Origin of the sequence: Gillisia marina, from assembly GCF_000258765.1 — a bacterium.
GTDB classification, from domain to species: domain Bacteria; phylum Bacteroidota; class Bacteroidia; order Flavobacteriales; family Flavobacteriaceae; genus Gillisia; species Gillisia marina.
In genome coordinates this window covers 39456-58691 of sequence record NZ_AJLT01000042.1, presented here as the reverse complement: position 1 = coordinate 58691, position 19236 = coordinate 39456, and the positions used below count along the sequence as shown (strand labels likewise).

The 19236-nt window shown below is 34.8% G+C and carries 18 protein-coding genes; 12 read left to right on the top strand and 6 right to left on the bottom strand.

All coding sequences use genetic code 11. The features are described 5' to 3' along the window. Positions 1–40 precede the first annotated feature (40 nt). Genes ON07_RS10815 through ON07_RS10805 form a run of 3 tightly spaced genes read left to right on the top strand, consistent with a single transcriptional unit; the run spans position 41 to position 4021 of the window. The gene (locus ON07_RS10815) at positions 41–2254 is read left to right on the top strand and encodes a RelA/SpoT family protein (protein ID WP_010231207.1); all 2214 of its coding nucleotides are present in this window, start codon (positions 41–43) and stop codon (positions 2252–2254) included. A gap of 29 nt (positions 2255–2283) precedes the next feature. Then, on the top strand, positions 2284–2790 hold the full coding sequence (locus ON07_RS10810) for a Fur family transcriptional regulator (RefSeq protein WP_010231204.1): 507 nt from the start codon (positions 2284–2286) through the stop codon (positions 2788–2790). Beyond that, a complete protein-coding gene (locus ON07_RS10805) occupies positions 2750–4021 on the top strand; it encodes an adenylosuccinate synthase (RefSeq protein ID WP_010231201.1) in 1272 nt (423 codons plus the stop codon). Before ON07_RS10810 ends, ON07_RS10805 begins: the two co-directional genes overlap by 41 nt. 83 nt (positions 4022–4104) lie before the next feature. On the opposite strand, the gene ON07_RS10800 is transcribed toward ON07_RS10805, so the two are convergent. Continuing rightward, complete coding sequence (locus ON07_RS10800; protein WP_010231199.1) at positions 4105–4947, bottom strand: ferritin-like domain-containing protein; 843 nt, start codon at positions 4945–4947, stop codon at positions 4105–4107. A 27-nt stretch (positions 4948–4974) separates the two neighbouring features. After that, complete coding sequence (locus ON07_RS10795) at positions 4975–5757, bottom strand: ferritin-like domain-containing protein (RefSeq protein WP_010231196.1); 783 nt, start codon at positions 5755–5757, stop codon at positions 4975–4977. A gap of 447 nt (positions 5758–6204) precedes the next feature. Here ON07_RS10795 and ON07_RS17840 point away from each other — a divergent pair, with 447 nt between their 5' ends. From ON07_RS17840 to ON07_RS10760, 8 genes are all read left to right on the top strand, one after another. Beyond that, positions 6205–7254 (top strand): OstA-like protein, encoded by a 1050-nt coding sequence (locus tag ON07_RS17840; protein ID WP_316928141.1) that lies wholly within the window; start codon positions 6205–6207, stop codon positions 7252–7254. An 85-nt stretch (positions 7255–7339) separates the two neighbouring features. Further along, entirely contained in the window at positions 7340–7861 is a 522-nt protein-coding gene (locus tag ON07_RS17835) for a hypothetical protein (protein WP_316928140.1), read from the top strand. Then, positions 7862–9049 (top strand): aspartate aminotransferase family protein, encoded by a 1188-nt coding sequence (locus tag ON07_RS10785; protein ID WP_010231194.1) that lies wholly within the window; start codon positions 7862–7864, stop codon positions 9047–9049. A 99-nt stretch (positions 9050–9148) separates the two neighbouring features. Next, positions 9149–10546 carry a tetratricopeptide repeat protein gene (locus ON07_RS10780; protein WP_010231191.1) on the top strand — a complete coding sequence of 466 codons (1398 nt, stop codon included), beginning with the start codon at positions 9149–9151 and terminating at the stop codon, positions 10544–10546. Between the two features lie 149 nt (positions 10547–10695). Continuing rightward, the gene (locus ON07_RS10775; protein ID WP_010231189.1) at positions 10696–11634 is read left to right on the top strand and encodes a DUF368 domain-containing protein; all 939 of its coding nucleotides are present in this window, start codon (positions 10696–10698) and stop codon (positions 11632–11634) included. Next, positions 11621–12637, top strand: a complete 1017-nt coding sequence (locus tag ON07_RS10770; RefSeq protein ID WP_010231187.1) for a DUF368 domain-containing protein — start codon at positions 11621–11623, stop codon at positions 12635–12637. The genes ON07_RS10775 and ON07_RS10770 overlap by 14 nt, the downstream gene beginning before the upstream one ends. Then, positions 12634–13365, top strand: a complete 732-nt coding sequence (locus ON07_RS10765) for a shikimate dehydrogenase family protein (protein ID WP_010231185.1) — start codon at positions 12634–12636, stop codon at positions 13363–13365. The genes ON07_RS10770 and ON07_RS10765 overlap by 4 nt, the downstream gene beginning before the upstream one ends. Before the next feature lie 112 nt (positions 13366–13477). After that, positions 13478–15607 carry a DUF349 domain-containing protein gene (locus ON07_RS10760; RefSeq protein ID WP_010231183.1) on the top strand — a complete coding sequence of 710 codons (2130 nt, stop codon included), beginning with the start codon at positions 13478–13480 and terminating at the stop codon, positions 15605–15607. A gap of 267 nt (positions 15608–15874) precedes the next feature. Here ON07_RS10760 and mazG read toward each other — a convergent pair whose 3' ends face one another. From mazG to ruvX, 4 genes are all read right to left on the bottom strand, one after another. Further along, positions 15875–16648, bottom strand: coding sequence for a nucleoside triphosphate pyrophosphohydrolase (gene mazG, locus ON07_RS10755; RefSeq protein ID WP_010231180.1), 774 nt, complete (start codon positions 16646–16648; stop codon positions 15875–15877). A 129-nt stretch (positions 16649–16777) separates the two neighbouring features. Then, on the bottom strand, positions 16778–17233 hold the full coding sequence (locus ON07_RS10750) for a DUF5606 family protein (protein WP_010231176.1): 456 nt from the start codon (positions 17231–17233) through the stop codon (positions 16778–16780). A 58-nt stretch (positions 17234–17291) separates the two neighbouring features. Continuing rightward, a complete protein-coding gene (gene def, locus ON07_RS10745) occupies positions 17292–17882 on the bottom strand; it encodes a peptide deformylase (RefSeq protein WP_010231173.1) in 591 nt (196 codons plus the stop codon). 36 nt (positions 17883–17918) lie between these two features. Continuing rightward, positions 17919–18326: a Holliday junction resolvase RuvX gene (gene ruvX / locus ON07_RS10740; protein ID WP_010231170.1), complete on the bottom strand. Its 408-nt coding sequence runs from the start codon at positions 18324–18326 to the stop codon at positions 17919–17921. An 86-nt stretch (positions 18327–18412) separates the two neighbouring features. On the opposite strand from ruvX, the gene ON07_RS10735 reads away from it, so the two are divergent. Then, positions 18413–19228, top strand: coding sequence for a 2,3,4,5-tetrahydropyridine-2,6-dicarboxylate N-succinyltransferase (locus ON07_RS10735; RefSeq protein ID WP_010231167.1), 816 nt, complete (start codon positions 18413–18415; stop codon positions 19226–19228). Positions 19229–19236: the final 8 nt, after the last annotated feature.

Sequence of the window (19236 nt, the reverse complement as noted above, 5' to 3'; positions counted from 1 at the left end):
TGTAGTTGTTTCTTTATAATGTTAATCGTATTTTTAAGTTATGACAGAAGCTGCAGTAGTTAAAGAAAATAAGGAAATTGCGCGCCAGTACAAAGAATTGTTACGCATAAGTTACAGATCCCTATCTAAAGAAGACAAGAACTTAATTAGGTTGGCTTTTGATACTTCCGTAGAAGCGCATAAAAATCAGCGCAGAAAATCTGGTGAGGCCTATATTTTTCATCCCATCGCCGTTGCAAAAATTGTTGCTTCAGAAATTGGTTTGGATGCAACTTCTATTGCCGCTGCACTATTGCATGACGTTGTAGAAGACACCACCTATACAATAGATGAAATTGAGAAAATGTTTGGTAAAACTGTTGCCTTAATTGTGGACGGACTTACCAAGATCTCGCATTTACAGCAACAGCAGGATAAAGACGTTTCTCTGCAAGCAGAAAATTTCAGAAAAATGTTGCTTACTCTGAACGACGATGTAAGGGTAATCATTATAAAAATTGCAGACAGGTTGCATAATATGCAAACTATGGATGCGATGAAACCAGATAAGCAGGTTAAAATAGCGTCAGAAACCCTTTATATTTATGCGCCATTAGCTCATAGAATTGGACTTTACAGTATTAAAACCGAACTCGAAGATCTGAGTTTAAAATATACCGAGCCGGAAGTTTACAATGATATCCTGCGAAAAATACGTGAAAGTAAGCAGGAACAAGATGCATATATAGAAGATTTTACTAAGGTTATTAAAGATTCTCTGGATCAAGAACATTTGGATTACACCATTAAAGGGAGACCGAAGTCTATCTATTCTATCTGGAGAAAAATAAAGACTCAAAATATCACTTTTGATGAGGTCTTCGATAAGTTTGCGGTTCGTATTATCTACAAAGGTGACGTGGCAAATGAAAAATTCTTGGCTTGGAAAATATATTCAATCGTAACCGATCACTTTAGACCTAATCCCATAAGATTAAGAGATTGGATCTCTTCTCCGAAATCTACCGGATATGAAGCATTACATATCACCGTAATGGGACCAAAAGGAAGATGGGTTGAAGTGCAAATACGAAGTGAGCGAATGAATGAAATAGCCGAAAAAGGTTATGCTGCTCATTATAAATACAAGCAAGGTGCTGAACAGGAAGAAAAGACCATGGAAGAATGGTTGAATAGACTACAGGAAGCCTTAGAAAATTCTGAAGCCAACGCAGTAGATTTTGTAGAGCAATTCAAACTGAATTTATACGCAAAAGAAATATTTGTGTTTACTCCACAAGGAGATCTAAAATCATTACCAAAAGGTGCTACTCCCTTAGACTTTGCCTTCAGCATTCATACCGCAATTGGATTGCATACCCGTGGTGCCAAGGTAAATAATAAGTTGGTGCCGCTTAGTCATGAGCTAAAAAGTGGAGATCAGATAGAAATCATCACATCAGACAGTGCGAAGCCTAACATCAACTGGTTAGATTATGCCAGTACAGCCAGAGCAAGATCTAAAATAAAATCTTCTTTAAGAGAAGAGAAAAAAGAGCTTGCAGAAGAAGGAAAAGCTGTTTTAGCAAGGAAGTTAAAAGCTCAAAAATTGAGTTTTAATGAAAGTATGATCAATGAGTTGGTGATCTACTTCAAATTAAAAACCAGTCTCGATCTTTTTTATAGGGTAGGAATTGGAAAAATAGACAATAAGAGTTTAAAAGAATTTACAGCATCCAGAAGCAATGCTTTTGTAAGTTATATTAAGAATAAGATCAGAACACCTAAGATCGCAGAAGATCTTAATAAGGAAGAAATCACTTCTAAGTACGACCAACTAGTATTCGGAAAGGAAGAAGAGGTATTAGATTATAAATTAGCAAATTGTTGCAATCCAATTCCTGGAGATCGCGTTTTTGGTTTCATTACTGTTAGTGAAGGTATAAAGGTTCATAAAAAGGATTGTCCCAATGCTATTCAGTTTCAAAGTAATTATGCATATAGGATTATTCAGGCGAAATGGATAGATTCCTCACAACAAGATTTCAAGGCAATTATCAATTTAACTGGGATCGATAATTTAGGATTGGTAAGTGAGATTACTCAAGAAATTTCAAAAAGTATGAATGTTAATATGCGTAGCATTAATTTTGATAGTTCAGATGGAGTATTTACCGGGAATATAACGGTTATTGTAAAAAACAATTCAATCTTAGATACACTAATAGAACATCTTAAAAAAATAAGTGGGATAGATAAGGTGTCAAGAGAATAAACCAATACCTTTGTAATCGAAGGAATATTATGAGCAAGAAAAGCGGAAATAAGAATGATCAAGCAGTTGTAAAAAACGTGTTTACCAAATATTTGGAGGAAAAAGGGCACCGTAAAACCCCGGAACGCTTTGCTATTTTACAAGAGATCTATAATAACGAAGAGCATTTTGATATAGAATCGCTTTATATCAACATGAAAAATAAGAAATATAGAGTAAGTCGCGCCACTTTATATAATACTATAGAATTGCTTTTAGAATGTGGTTTGGTAAGAAGGCATCAATTTGGCCAAAACCAATCACAATATGAAAAGTCCTATTTCGATAGGCAGCACGATCATATTATCTTAACCGACACAGGAGAGGTAATAGAATTTTGCGATCCTAGAATTCAAAGTATTAAGCAAACAATTGAAGAGATTTTTAATATTGAAGTTTCTAAACATTCTTTATACTTTTACGGCACAAAAAAAACAATCAACAAATTAGATATTTATGGCAGTAGACTTACTACTCGGATTACAATGGGGAGATGAAGGAAAGGGTAAAATTGTAGATGTATTTACCAAAAAATATGACATAATTGCTAGATTTCAAGGAGGTCCAAATGCGGGACATACGTTGGAATTCGATGGTCAAAAACATGTTCTTCATACCATCCCATCCGGGATTTTTCACAAGGACACCATAAATTTAGTTGGTAACGGAGTTGTTATAGATCCTGTGATTTTCAAAAAAGAATTGGAGAATTTAGACGCCTTCAAAACAGATTATAGAAAAAATCTGTATATCTCGAGAAAAGCACATTTAATACTTCCCACGCACAGATTGCTTGATGCAGCTTCTGAAGCTTCTAAAGGAAAAGCAAAGATTGGTTCTACACTTAAAGGGATTGGACCTACTTATATGGACAAAACCGGAAGAAATGGAATTCGTGTTGGAGATTTGGAGTTAGACAATTGGAAAGAAAAATACAGAATATTGGCAGACAAGCATGAAGCTATGATAAGTTTCTATAATGTGGATGTTCAATATGATTTAGCTGAATTAGAAACAGAATTCTTTAAAGCGGTAGAATTACTGAAGTCTTTAAAATTTATAGATAGTGAGCAATATTTACAGACAGCGCAAGAAGATGGAAAATCTATTTTAGCTGAAGGTGCACAAGGCTCTTTATTAGATATAGATTTTGGAACCTATCCTTTTGTAACTTCTTCTAACACAACTGCGGCAGGAGCTTGTACAGGTTTAGGTGTTGCGCCTAACAAAATTGGCGATGCTTTTGGAATCTTTAAAGCATACACTACCAGAGTTGGAAGTGGCCCCTTCCCTACAGAACTTTTCGATGAAGATGGAGAAAGAATGGGAAGAGTTGGTAATGAATTTGGAGCAACAACAGGGCGTGCAAGAAGATGTGGGTGGTTAGATCTTGTTGCCCTTAGATATGCTGTACAAATAAATGGGATTACGCAATTAATTATGATGAAAGGGGATGTCCTTAGCGGATTTAAAACCCTAAAAATATGTACCTCTTACAAATATAAAGGTGAAGAAATTAAACATTTGCCGTATAATATTGAACCAGAAAATGTAACTCCTATTTATACAGAGTTTAAAGGCTGGAAAGAAGATCTTACAAAAATGACAGAAGCTTCAGAACTACCTTCAGAATTTATGGAATATGTAAAATTCTTAGAAAATGAATTAAAAACTCCAATTTCTGTAATTTCAGTGGGACCAGATAGAAAACAGACAATTCAAAGATAATTTCTTTTAAAAAATTATCTTATAAAAAAATGCCTTTCATTTCTGAAAGGCATTTTTAATATAAAAGTAATCTAGTTTAACTTCTAGTTATCACTATCCTCTGAAACAATAAAGATTCCACCTATAGCAAGTACTTCACCCATCGTTAATGGCTCATCAAAAGCTTCTTGAACAGCTTGAGGCCCTCCAAATTCACCAAACAACCCTGCAAGTTCTACACCACCTTGTACAGTATTTGCTTCTCCTGCATATACTGCATCAAATGCAGAAGGGATACCATTACTCATAGCAGTACCACCGGTTACCCAGCCTTTTTGACCTCTCATTCTACGTACTTGGGAAGCATGTCTTGCCTCTACCGAGTGAACTTGTAAAGCAAAAGTCAATAAATCATTATCATTGGCCAATGCACCTGCTTGTCCTTTGAAAGCTCTCACTCCTGTATCTTCAAACCCTTGAGATAATGCCATGAAAGTTTCATAGTTTTCAAAAGTATCTAATGCTAAGCCTCCTGGAGCTCCTGTAAAATCAAAAGTTGGTTCCTCAATGGCGTTCTCTCCTAAAGCAGCTGCAAAAAAGTTAACGTGAGAAGTTTCGTGCTTTAATATTTGTCCAAAAACTGCACGATCTGCTTCAGGTATAAGTCCATCAGTATCCATCGCTATTTGATAAAAGTTACGCTCCAAATATTCTAGAGTTAAAGCAAAGTTTAATACCTCTGTTGGAGTAGCTTGGAATGCCGCAGCAGACATTGATGCAGTTGCAGCCTTAGCTTTGCTACTAGTAGCAGCTAAAGCAAAAGGAATAGATGCCAAAGCAATATTCTTACTTGTATTCGTAAATTGACTTATGGAACCTCTTCTAGAACTTTTTGTGTTTAAAAGATCTTCGTTAGAAAGGTTGTCTAATATTTTTAATAAATTCATTTTTTTCGTTTTAAATTGATAAATTAATTACTCAGTTGGTAATTCATTTGCAGTAAATTCAGTTGTAACAAACCCTGTGGCTCCAACCGCAGCAAGAACATCACTTGGTGGTGTTGCCTTGTCATAAGATAATCCAGTTCCACCAAGGTCTACTAAAATACCATCTCTAGCAAAGGCAGTAGTACCTGGATTAATTAAATCTGCAAATGCTGAAGCGTGTCTAGCTTCAACCGAAACTATTTTTCCTGCAAGCAACAAATAAGTATCACCCATTGGCGCAGTTACGTCTATTAATTTACCCGCACCATTATAAGCTGAAACTCCTGTATCTTCTAATATTAGAGATGTGGCTAGCACAGAATCACGGCTACTAAAATCAACACCGCTAAAATCAAATTCTAAGTCTGGTAAAATATCATCTGGTGCAACAGCACTTATGGCTGTTTTAAAGAATTCACGGTGTATTACTTCGTGATACCATACATCTTCAAGAAGTGTTTTTTCTGCAGAACCGTCTGCCAAGCCCATATAATAAGCTCCTGCCACTACTTCAGTATAAAATTCCGCTTCTAGCTGTTCCAAGGCATACGCATAATTTAAAATTCCCAAATTTCCGCTTCCTAAATCGAAAACTCCATCTACTGGTGGAGTAACTGGGCCTGCATTGTCATCATCATCACTACATCCATATAAAAATAAGCTGGATCCTACTACCGCTAAACTTCCAATTTTCAGGAATTGTCTACGAGAGTTACTTGTTTTTGAGTGGGCTTCCGAGGAAACTTCCACTTTAATCACTGGTTTTTTCATAATTAAGTTTTCTAGATTATGCCTAAACTTACGTGAGAAAAACAAGACTAGTTTCCCTTAGATGGTTAATATTTTCTTAAAGAGATTTCGAAAATATTAATTTTAGTTAATATTTAGAAAAGTTTGTGATTTCTCGCATTTATCGTAACATAACTTAACAAATCAACCTTGCCCCTATTGATAATACATTCTTATACCGGATATATCATTTTATTCTTAATATCTATATTTTTGAAGAACGAACTATTCCCGTTGCTTCACTTTTCATTACTTTTGAATCAAACTCTTTAGATTTGAAAATTCCTTCTCATAATTTATTTATCATCTTATTATGCTTGTTAAGCATAACCAAAACTTTCGCACAAGAGTCAAAAAAAAATTGACTATACCAGTGACAGGACTTTAAAAGACGAAAACAAATATCCGGGTGCTATTATTTTAAGCAAAGTGACCAATCAGGTTCATTTTATTCATGAAGGGATAGAGATTTGGTGTGATCAGGCAATTCATTATGATCAGGCAAACTTTTTCAAGGCCTATGGAAATGTGAGAATGCAACAGGGAGATACTGTTACTATGCAAAGTAAGTATGCCGAATATAATGGAACTACCCAATTTGCATTTGCCAGTGGAAATGTAAAAATGAGCAGGCCACAGTCTTCTATTGAAACTGATACTTTATTCTTTGATCGAGTAAAACAACAAGCCTATTATAGAAGTGGAGGAACGGTTCGAGATACGGCAAGTGTACTTACCAGCAGAATTGGAAGGTATTATATGGATCAGGATAAATACTCATTTCTTAGTAATGTAAAAGTTACTAATCCTAAATACACTATCAACTCCCAACAGCTGGATTTTTATTCTGATAGTGGCTATGCCTATCTATATGGCCCAACTACTATTGAAAGTGAAACCAGTACGGTTTATTGTGAACGTGGGTTTTATGACACTCGTGGAGATGTTGGATATTTTGTGAAGAATTCCAGAATCGATTATGAAAATAGAATCTTGGAAGGAGATAGTCTCTATTTTAACAGAGCAAAAAGCTTTGCTTCCGGAACAAACAACATCAAAGTAACTGATACTTTAAATCATAGTTTAATTACCGGTCATTATGCGGAAGTGTATCGCGAAAAAGATTCAGTTTTTATCACTAAGAGAGCTGTAGCAGCTACCATTCAGGATAAGGATTCAATTTTTATTCATAGTGACACCTTGATGATTACCGGAAAACCGGAAAATAGAATTGTAAGAGGCTTCTATAATGTTCGATTATTCAAAAGTGATATGAGCGGTAAGAGCGATTCTGTATATGTGAATCAGAAAAAAGGAATTACGAAGCTCATTAATATTGGAAGTGGTCCCGCGACTTCAGTAACCAAGAAAAGAACTCCAATAGTTTGGTCAGATAATAATCAGATGACCGGAGATACTATTCATATTCTTAATAATCCAGAAACCGAAAAACTCGATTCTTTAAAAGTTTTTTTATGATGCATTTCTTATTCAGAAGGATAGTATAGAAGGCTATAATCAAGTAAAAGGAAAAGAACTCACCGGACTATTTGTAAATAATGAATTGTATCAGGTTGATATTATAAAAAATACTGAAACTATTTACTATAGCAGAAATGAAGAAAATGAATTGTTAGGCATCAATAAAACTCTCTCTAGTTCTATAAAAATTCTCTTTGAAAATAAAACAATTCGAGATATCTATTATTATAAACAAGTAGATGGGACACTCACACCTCCAGAAGATTTTCCTCCAAATGCTCGCGAACTTCCCGGCTTTAATTGGCGGGGAGAGGAGCAATTATTACAGAAATCTGATTTATTTAAAGGAGAAGAACCTCCTAAGCTTATAAAGATCAAAGGAATTCCTTTACCGGAAGAACAAGAAGACTTTTTTGATGAGACAAATGGAGAACCTTCCTTGTTAAATGAAAATTCCAGATTAAGCCCTGAAGATCTTAAAGATACCAAAGTTGATAGTTTAGGAGTTCCCATAAAAGAAGTTGACTCTTTTCTCTTAGACAAGAAAAAACTATTGGAGAAAAAGAAGAAGTCTGTAAATGGTGCTAAGAAAAAATCAGAATAGTTGAAAGAAGATTTTTTAAAATATCAGGCGCAAACCACGCCGCACCCCTTAGCTATGGAAATTTCCCATGCTAAAGGCTCTTACATTTATTCAATACAAGGAAGAAAATTTTTAGATTTCGTGGCGGGAGTTTCAGCCTGCAGTTTAGGACATTGTCATCCCCGGGTTGTTAGTGCGATTAAAGAGCAAGCAGAAAAATATCTGCATGTAATGGTGTATGGAGAATTTGCCCTATCCCCTGCTGTTGATTTAACCAAACTTTTAGCGAAGCACTTACCAAAACCTTTAAGCAAAACATATCTTACTAATTCTGGTACCGAAGCTATGGAAGGAGCCTTAAAACTAGCCAGACGATCTACAGGAAGAACCGAAATTATCGCAGCCAAAAATGCTTATCATGGAAACACGATGGGTTCCTTGAGTTTAATGAGTTATGAAGAACGCGTAGCTCCATTTAGACCACTCATTGGAGATGTTCGTTTTATAAATTTTAATTCTGAAGAAGATTTTAAAGACATTACAGTAAATACCGCCGCGGTAATCCTTGAAACTATTCAAGGAGGAGCCGGTTTTATTTTACCTGAAAACAATTATTTACAAAAACTAAAAGCACATTGCGAAAAAGCAGGTGCCTTATTGATCATAGATGAAATTCAGCCTGGATTTGGAAGAACCGGAAAATTGTTTGGTTTTGAACATTATAACATGGTACCTGATATTCTAGTAATGGGAAAAGGTATGGGTGGTGGAATGCCAATTGGTGCCTTTACCGCATCAGAAGAAGTGATGGATACACTTATGGACAATCCTAAATTAGGACATATTACTACGTTTGGAGGTAATCCCGTAATTGCTGCGGCCGCACTAGCCACTTTGCAGGAAATCACAGAATCTGACCTTATGGCAGAAACCCTTCAGAAAGAAAAATTATTCAGAAAGTTACTCGTACATCCACTTATTAAAGAAGTAAGAGGGATAGGGCTTATGCTTGCTGCGATTACTACTTCAGAAGAAATGGCAACAACAATTATTTTGAAAGCACAAGAGAAAGGTCTAATTTTGTTCTGGCTTTTATTTGAAAAAACTGCCATTAGAATAACTCCCCCCTTAACAATTACAACTCAGGAAATTAAAGAAGGATGTGGCATTATTATTGACATTTTAAATGAAATTGAAAGTCAATCTTAACTTGTTAATTACTTTGTTAAAAACAATATAGATACCCTTACAGTTTAACTGTTATCCTTTATAACTTTAATACTGTAGAAATCTCGTAATCCCCAGTGTATGCAATTAAGTCATAACGAAGAAAACAATTTCTCACTTACCCGTTTTGAATCTATGCTAAAAACAAATGATGTTTTGTTTTTTGATTCAGAAGAATTTGAGGATATCATTCATCACTATTTAGAGAATGGAAAAATTGCACTGGCTAAAAAGGCCGTGAAATTAGGACTGGCTCAACACCCCACTTCTACGAATTTGAAATTATTTAGAGTTGAAATCCTAGTATTTGAGGATAAATTAGACCTTGCAGATGGTCTATTAAACGAACTACATACTTTGGAATCCTCCAATGAGGAGATTTTTATCCAAAAAGCTAATATTTTTTCTAAACGAGACGATCACAAAATGGCGATTCAGATGTTGGAACTTGCCCTTGATATCACTCTTGACACTGCAGATGTTTATTCCTTGTTAGGAATGGAATATTTATTTTTAGAAGATTTCGAAAATGCGAAGCTTAGCTTTATGCAATGTTTAGAAGCAGATGAAGAAGATTATTCTGCATTGTATAATATTATGTATTGTTTCGATTTTCTGGAACAAAAGAATGAGTCAATTGACTTTCTCAACATGTTCCTCAACAAGAATCCCTATTGCGAAGTTGCTTGGCATCAAGTTGGAAAACAGTATTTTGACCTTAAGCAATTAGATAAAGCTTTAATGGCGTTTGATTTTGCCATTATTAGCGACGAATATTTTATTGGAGCTTACCTTGAAAAAGGAAAAGTTCTTGAAAAACTAGGTAGGTATAATGAAGCGATTGAAAATTATAAAATCACTTTAGACTTAGATGATCCCACATCATTTGCATATTTAAGAATTGGAAAATGTTTCGAAAAATTAGGTTTAGATGAGTATGCTCTGGAAAATTATTCTAAAACTGTTCATGAAGATCCATTATTGGATAAAGGATGGATCGCTATAACCGACTTTTATTTCAAGAAAAAGAATTACCAAAAAGCACTATATTATATAAATAAAGCGATTAATATTGATGAAGAAAATGTGCTTTATTGGAAACGCTTCGCAAAGATAAACAGCCGCCTTAATTTCTTTGAAGAAGCCGAGCGTGGATATCAAAAAACTATTGAGCTTGGTAATTACGAGTTGGAGACGTGGATTAGACGTTGCGATATCCTTATAAACCTTGGGGAATATGAAACTGCTATTCAGAATTTAATGCAGGCTATAGAATTCTATCCTGATTCTGCCGAAATCGAATATAGGTTAGCAGGGCTTTATTTCAATTTAAATGAAGGTGATAAAGGTTATTTTCATTTAAATAATGGACTTAAAATAGATTCTGAATATTACATCATTATCGAAGAACTTTTCCCTCAGATCTTCAATAGAAAAAGCGTGAAGGAAATTATTAATTCTTATATAAAAACCTCCTAGTATTTTAATTATTTTTGGAAAGAAATTTAGCTTTCAAAGAGAAGGCTTAATTCTTTTCCATGCTTATAATTATCGGAAATACAAGAATTAAAAAAATATACATAGTATACTTTGTGGCCTCACCCATAAGGTTTTTGATTATTTAAAAAATGCAAAGAAGTTTAAAAGATTACCTTACAATTACGCTTAAAGGGATGGCAATGGGTGCAGCAGATGTAGTTCCGGGAGTGTCTGGAGGAACCATTGCATTTATTACCGGAATTTATCAGGAATTAATTGCTACCATAAGTGGCATCAATTTAGGCCTTATCACCATTTGGAAAGAACAAGGTTTTAGAGCCATGTGGCGAGCAGCTAATGGAGCTTTTCTAGTTGCATTGCTCTCTGGAATTTTAATCAGTATTTTTACGGTAATGCGTTTAACCAATTATCTATTGGAAGCGCACCCAATAATGATCTGGTCTTTTTTCTTCGGATTGATTTTAGCCAGTATCTGGTTTGTAGCGAAACAGATACCAAAATGGAATTTTAAAATTGTTATGGCCCTATTGATAGGTGCTGCAATTGCATTTTATATAGTCATGCTACCACCTTTGGGTGCCAATACGAATCTGTGGTTTTTATTTTTAGCAGGATCCATAGCTGTTTGTGCTATGATCTTACCCGGAATTTCTGGTGCCTTTATATTGGTGCTTTTAGGGTCTTACAAAACAGTAACTGAAGCCGCCCATGATTTCGATTTTAAAACTTTAGCCGTTGTTGCCTTAGGAGCTATTGTTGGACTTTTAACTTTCTCCCGAGTTCTAAAATGGCTTTTTGATCATTATAGTAGTATCACACTAGCGGTTTTAACTGGATTTATAGCAGGCTCCTTGAACAAAATATGGCCTTGGAAAGAAGTATTGGAATCTGAAAAAGTTGGAGACAAAACCATAGTGATAAGAGAAATGTCTGTTTGGCCTACAAATTTTCAAGGAGAATCACATGTTCTTGCTGCAATTGCATTAATTCTTGCCGGATTTACTTTAATTCTTATCTTAGAGCGCGTAGCCACCCAAAAACCAATCGCTCAAAATGCAACAAACTAGAACCTTTAGTGACAAAATATTTCTAGTACTTAAAGGTTTGGCAATGGGAGCAGCTAACAAGGTTCCCGGAGTTTCTGGTGGTGTAGTAGCCTTTGTTGCTGGCTTTTACGAAGAATTTATATATTCTCTTCAAAAAATAAATCTCAAGGCTTTTAAGCTGCTTATTAGCGGGAGATTTAAGAGTCTCTACCAATATGTAAATGGAAAATTCCTTGGCCTTCTAATCCTCGGGATGGTGATAAGCTATTTTAGCGTTTCCCAACTACTAGACTATTTGATTGTCCATTACGAACTCTATGTCTGGGCCTCTTTTTTTGGTATGATCATAGGCTCTATTTATTATATAGGTAAGGACTTTAAAAATTGGTCTAAACGTAACATCACCTTTATGATAATGGGGATAGTTGCCGGAGTCGCGATTAGCTTTTTAGAGCCAGCCCGAGAAAATGATAACCTTTGGTTTGTTTTTATATGCGGCATTATAGGTGTTTCAGGAATGACCCTTCCGGGACTTTCCGGCTCGTTCATTCTTATACTTCTTGGTAATTATGTATTGCTACTTGTAGACTCTGTAAATGCTCTTTATGACACTATAAAAGATGTGTTTTTAATGGATTTCTCCTTTTTAGACAACTCCCAAAGAATGCGTTTATTACAAGTGCTTGTGGTTTTTTCTCTGGGTTCTTTAGCAGGACTCGTTTCACTTTCTCATTTGCTTGGTTTCGTTTTAAAGCGATATAAAAGGGAGTCATACTCGGTCATCATAGGCTTTATTACCGGTTCTTTAGGAGTGGTGTGGCCTTGGAAAGAAAAAATTTACAAACTAAATGCTGAAGGTGAATTTAGATTGGATGTTCATGGCAATAAAATATTGGATAATTACGATAGATATTTTCCAACATTCACAACTTCAGAAACGTGGTTGGCCATCTTCTTTATCGTAATTGGAGTTTTTATAGTTCTAGGTTTAGGCTGGTATGAAAATAGAAATAAAGAAGTATGAAAACCTTTGGATTAATAGGAAAGAATATTGATTATTCATTTTCAAGAACCTATTTCAATCAGAAATTTTCTTCAGAAAAAATTGAAGCAATTTATAAGAATTTCGATCTAGCTCACATCACCGAATTCCCAGTACTTCTTAATGAAAATAATGATATTAGCGGTTTTAATGTGACTATTCCGTATAAAGAAGCCATTATTCCCTATCTAGATGAACTAGATTCTACCGCTAAAGAAATTGGCGCGGTAAACACAATTAAAATTAAAGAAAACGAAAAGTTGATTGGTTACAATACCGATTATTTTGGTTTTACGGAAGCTCTCAAACCGTATTTAAAAGCACATCACAAAAAAGCGTTAATTCTGGGAACCGGAGGAGCTTCAAAGGCTATTTCTTATGCACTTCAGAAATTAGAAATTGAATTTACCTATGTTTCGAGAACCAAGTCTTTCGGCAACTTTACGTATTCCGAATTAACTTCGGACATTATGGAAAGTCACAACTTAATTATAAATACTACTCCTTTGGGAACTTCTCCCAATATTGAGCAGAATCCTCCTATTCCAACTCAATTTCTTACTTCAAAACATTTGGTTTTTGATTTAATTTATAACCCCTCGCATACAAAATTGATGAAACTTGCGTTAGACCAAAACGCGAAAGTTACAAATGGATTAGCGATGTTGGAATTTCAGGCAGAAAAAGCCTGGGAAATTTGGAATCAGTAATTTAACACGTTTATTCTCTCAAGCCATAAAATGATATAAAACCTTGTTAGGTCTTTATGGAGTTGTTATCTTTCAGCATTAAATATTTTGACGAACCTTAACATTGAAAGATATGTCTCAGCAAGAAAATGAAAAAATGAAGAATGAAGACCTCCCAAAAGAAGATCAGAACACTTCTGAAATAGTTACTTCTACCGACGAAGCAACTACTTCAGAAAACAAAAAGGAGCGCAATGAAGATGAAACCAAAGACCCTTCATTTTCAGATTCTGAAAAATCAAAAGAAAAGACTTCAGAGAAAGAAAAATATGAGTTAGAGCATGCTATGGTGGACGAAAGTCAAACTCCTAGCAAATCCTCTGAAACTGAAGAAAAAGAACACGAACTCAGCAAAGATCAGGATCTGGACGATGAGGAAGAAGAAGAAACCCCGGTTTCAACAGAAAAGAAAAGTGTTCAGTCTGAATTTGAAGATTCTGTAGCCGAAGACAGCGAAGATGAAACAGCTACAGAGCGCCACGGAATTGAAAAGAAGGATTTTCATTCCATGACAAAAGAAGCATTGGTTGCAGAAATGGCTCGACTTGTTAAGTCTGAGAAAATTCAAGCGATCAAGGAGCATATTGAAGAAATTAAGGCGGAATTTAATGCAAAGTTTGGTGAAGAATTAGAAGAGAAAAAAGAAGAATTTCTTGCTGATGGTGGAAATATAATTGATTTCCATTATTCTACACCAATTAAGAAGGAATTCAATTCTGTATATTTCGATTATAAGGAAAAAAGAAATAAGTACTACCAGCAACTTAAACAGGACCTGAATAAGAACCTAAATTTAAGGCTGGAAATAATAGAGGAGTTAAAAGGTCTTTTAGGAGTAGAAGAAAATATAAATACTACCTATAAACATTTTAAGGAATTACAAGATAAGTGGCGCACTGCAGGAGCCATCCCAAGAGATAAATACAATACTGTGTGGAACACGTACCATCACCATGTTGAGAATTTTTATGATTTTCTTCATCTCAATAGGGATTTTAGAGATATGGATTTTAAACATAATCTAGAACAAAAATTAAAAATCATAGACCGTGCAGAAGAGTTAACCCTAGAAACCGATACTAATCGTGCATTTAGGGAATTACAAATGCTGCACAAAATGTGGAAGGAAGAGTTAGGTCCTGTTGCAAAAGAGTTTAGAGATGATATTTGGGAGCGATTTAGTGAAGCTACACGTAAAATTCATGATCAACGTCAATCATATTATGACGATCTGGAGAAGGGATTCGAAAAAAATCTTGAAGTAAAAGAGGATATCATAGCAAAAATAAGAGCTATTGCTGAAACCAATTTTAATTCACACAACCAATGGCAACAAAAAATAAAGGAAATAGAAGTTTTAAGACAATCCTTTTTTGACGCAGGTAAAGTGCCTAGAGATAAGAATGAAGCTACCTGGAGTACATTTAAACAAGTTGTAAGACAATTTAATCGTAATAAAAATGCCTATTATAAATCCTTGAAAAAGGAGCAATATGAAAATCTCAATAAGAAAAAAGAGCTAATTCAGATTGCTGAAGATAATAAGGATAACGAAGATCTTAAGGCGACGATGCCTTTAATGAAGAAGATACAAACCGACTGGAAAAAGGTTGGGCACGTACCTAGAAAGGATAGCGACAAGGTATGGAAGCAATTTAAAGCAGCTTGTAATCATTTTTTCGATCGTCTGCATAAAGCAAATAATGAAGAAAATGAGGAAGAAACTAAGGCTTTTGAACAGAAAAAAGAGTTGCTAGATTCTTTAAAGGCACTAGAATTAGAAGGAGATAAGAAAAAAGATCTTCCAACAATCAAAAAAGCCATAGAAGATTGGAAAAATATTGGGCGGGTACCTTACAATAAGCGTTTTATAGAAGGAAAATTCAATAAAACATTAGATCAATTATTCTCCAAATTGGATGTAGATCATACTAAAGCAGAGATGATGAAGTATGAGAATAAAATTCAGACTTTAAATGATGCAGATGATGATAAGAAATTGCGAAATGAGCATTATTTCTTGAGCAAGAAAGTTGAAGAAACTAAAGCAGATATTCGCCAGTTGGAAAATAACCTACAGTTCTTTTCTAACGTAGATGATGACAATCCGTTAGTTAAGAAAGTGCACGAAAATATTGCAGAGCACAAAGAACAATTGAAAATCTGGAAAGAGAAATTACAAAAAGTAAAGTCTTTGTACTAAAAGAAATTAATCAGCAGATTTAAAATTAAAAAATCCCCTTCTTGAAATAAATTCGAGATGGGGATTTTTCATATAATATCTTGTAATCATCTACATTACTATGATCTGTCGTCATACTGATCCGATAGCTATCGGAATTTATTCAGCATACCGTTACACCTTTAAAAGACCCTTAATCAAGTACAGGGTGACGATAATGAATAAATCTAAATTTAAACAAAAAGTGAAGTTTTAAACTTCGCGTTTTTTAGATTCACCAATCAATTATTATAAGGTCTTAGCTTCCTCCCAGAAAATATCCATTTCTGCCAAACTCATATTACGTAAGGGAGTATTTCTCTCATGCGCTTTCCCTTCTAGATACTGAAAACGTTTAATAAATTTCTTATTGGTTCTTTCTAAGGCGGTTTCCGGGTTTATATTCAAGAACCTAGCATAATTGATCATAGAGAATAATACATCGCCAAATTCGGCCTCCATTTTATCTTTATCGGCAACATCTACTTCATGTTGAAGTTCCTCTAGCTCTTCTTTCAATTTTTCAAAAACTTGTTGCGGTTCTTCCCAATCGAAACCTACACCCGCAACTTTTTCCTGAATTCTACTAGCTTTCACTAAAGACGGCAGAGAAACAGGCACTCCTTCTAAAACGCTTTTTTTACCTTCTTTAAGTTTCAGCTTTTCCCAATTCTGCTTTACTTCTTCTTCGTTAGCAACTTTTACATCACCATAAATATGAGGATGACGCTCGATAAGTTTATCGCAAATACTATTGGTAACATCAGCGATATCAAATTTCATTTGTTCACTCCCGATCTTTGCGTAAAACACAATATGAAGCAAAATATCTCCTAACTCCTTTTTTATTTCATCGGAATCCTTTTCTAGTATAGCATCTCCCAACTCATAAACCTCTTCTATGGTTAGATGCCTTAAAGACTCCATGGTTTGTTTTTTATCCCAAGGGCATTTCTCTCTTAACTCATCCATAATGCTAAGGAGTCTATCGATGGCCTTCAGTTGGTCTTGTCTGGAATTCATGATCTTATGCTTTTTGTAAAATTACAATTGTGGATTAATTTCTGAAGCTAAATAATTCAATTATTAGCATAAAAAAAAAAGCAGCTATAAATACTTAAAGCTGCTTTTTGATATATTTAAATCTAAAATTTATTCTTCCTCGTCTGAAGTTGATTTCCCTTTAGATTCTGCTTTTTCTTCTGAATCAGCTTTTTCTTCAACAGAAAATTCTGTGAATCCATTACTAATCAATAAATTATACCATTGAATCACTTTTTTGATATCGCTCTGGTACACTCTTTCTACATCGTAATCTGGAAGTACTTCAGAAAAATAAGCTTCTAGTTCTTTTTTTGATGCTTTGGCGCTGATCGCTTCTTTTCCATCTTCCTTGTCAAACATTTTCTGAAAAATAGTACCTAAAGGAACTTCTTCAGAATAGGTATAAATAGCAATCTCACTTAATAAACTTACGTTGTGACGCACATTTACTGCAATCTTTTTCTGATCTATTATAGATTTAGCGATAAAACCTCCTCTAGTTTGTGCTGATAACTCGTATAATCCCGGTTTTCCGGAAATTGATAAAATCTTTTCTAAACCCATATTATATTATAAATTTTGGTTGGCAAATATCTATTCTCTCTAATTAATATCAAAAGGATTAACGTCCTTTTTTCATCAGTGGAAAACGCATTCTATAATCGGCATGCACTTTTCCTTTTGAGATATTTGTCAGTTTTCCTTTAATTAAACGCTTTTTAAGACTGGATAGTTTATCAGTGAATAGAATTCCTTCAATATGATCGTATTCATGCTGAATCACCCTCGCTCCTATTCCGGAAAAGGTCTTGGTTTGAGATTCAAAATTTTCATCCAAATATTCGATAGTTATAGTTGGTTTTCTAAATACATCTTCTCGAACATCTGGGATACTTAAACAACCCTCATTAAATGCCCATTCTTCGCCTTCCTCTGTAATGATCTTTGGATTTATAAAAACCATTTTCATCTCTGCAAGCTGGGCACTTTCTTCTTCACTCACATGTTCATCATCCGCAAATGGTGAAGGATCTATTATAAATAACCGAATAGCTCGACCTACTTGTGGTGCCGCTAGTCCAACTCCCACAGCCTCGTACATGGTTTCCCACATGTCTGCAATAAATTCTTTTAATTTTGGATAATCTTCTGAGATCTCAATTCCCTTTTTCCTTAACACAGGATCTCCGTAGGCTACAATGGGTAAAATCATTTTAAAATAAATATTGAAAGTTTAATATTGAATTTTTTAAGAATATAAATAAGACTGTAATATTATAGTCGCGCTTATTTCGTCTACTAAGGCTTTATTTTGACGTTTTTTCTTTTTAAGTCCGCTATCTATCATGGTCTTAACAGCCATTTTAGAGGTAAAGCGTTCGTCCACTCTTTTTACTTGCATTATTGGAAACTTAAGCACGAATTTTTTAATGAATTCTGAAATTGCTACTTCACTTTGAGAAGCAGAATTATCCATTTGCTTAGGTTCCCCTACTAATACCAGTTCTACATTTTCTGAAACAAAATAAGATTCCAAAAATTTCATTAATTCTCTGGTATCAACCGTAGTAAGGCCTGAAGCTATGATCTGCATTTCATCTGTAACTGCGATTCCCGTACGTTTTGTACCATAATCCAAGGCCAAAATTCTTGCCATAGTAAATTTTAGGCAAAGGTAAGGTTTATATCTCTATGCATCCAAAAATTGCTGTGAAGCAGTTATATTTGCTAAAAATTATATACATGCAATCATTAGAAGCTCAAATATCAGAAGCCTGGGAAAACAGGGAGTTGTTAAAAGAAGAATCCACTATTAACGCCATAAGAAAAGTAATCACTCTTTTAGATGAAGGAGAATTAAGAGTTGCGGAGCCTACCGAAAATGGATGGCAGGTGAATGAATGGGTTAAAAAAGCGGTGGTGCTTTATTTTCCAATTCAAAAGATGGAAACTTTAGAGGCTGGTATTTTTGAGTATCATGATAAAATGCCCCTTAAGCGCGGGTATAAAGAAAAAGGAATTCGTGTAGTACCAAATGCAGTTGCCAGACACGGGGCTTATATTTCCAGCGGAGTGATTTTAATGCCTAGTTATGTAAATATTGGTGCATATGTGGACGAAGGAACTATGGTTGATACTTGGGCAACGGTGGGAAGTTGTGCGCAAATAGGTAAAAATGTACATTTAAGCGGAGGTGTTGGAATTGGAGGAGTCCTTGAACCTTTACAAGCCGCTCCGGTGATTATAGAAGACAACGCCTTCATTGGTTCCCGTTGTATTGTAGTTGAAGGAATACGAGTAGAAAAAGAGGCTGTTTTGGGAGCGAATGTGGTGCTTACAGGTTCTACCAAAATTATAGATGTAACCGGAACTGAACCAAAGGAATTTAAAGGATATATTCCCGCAAGATCTGTAGTGATCCCTGGAAGCTATACTAAAAAATTCCCCGCAGGTGAATTTCAAGTGCCATGTGCCTTGATAATTGGTCAGCGAAAAGAAAGCACCAATAAAAAAACCTCACTAAATGATGCTTTAAGGGAATATAATGTAGCGGTATAAAATTCTCC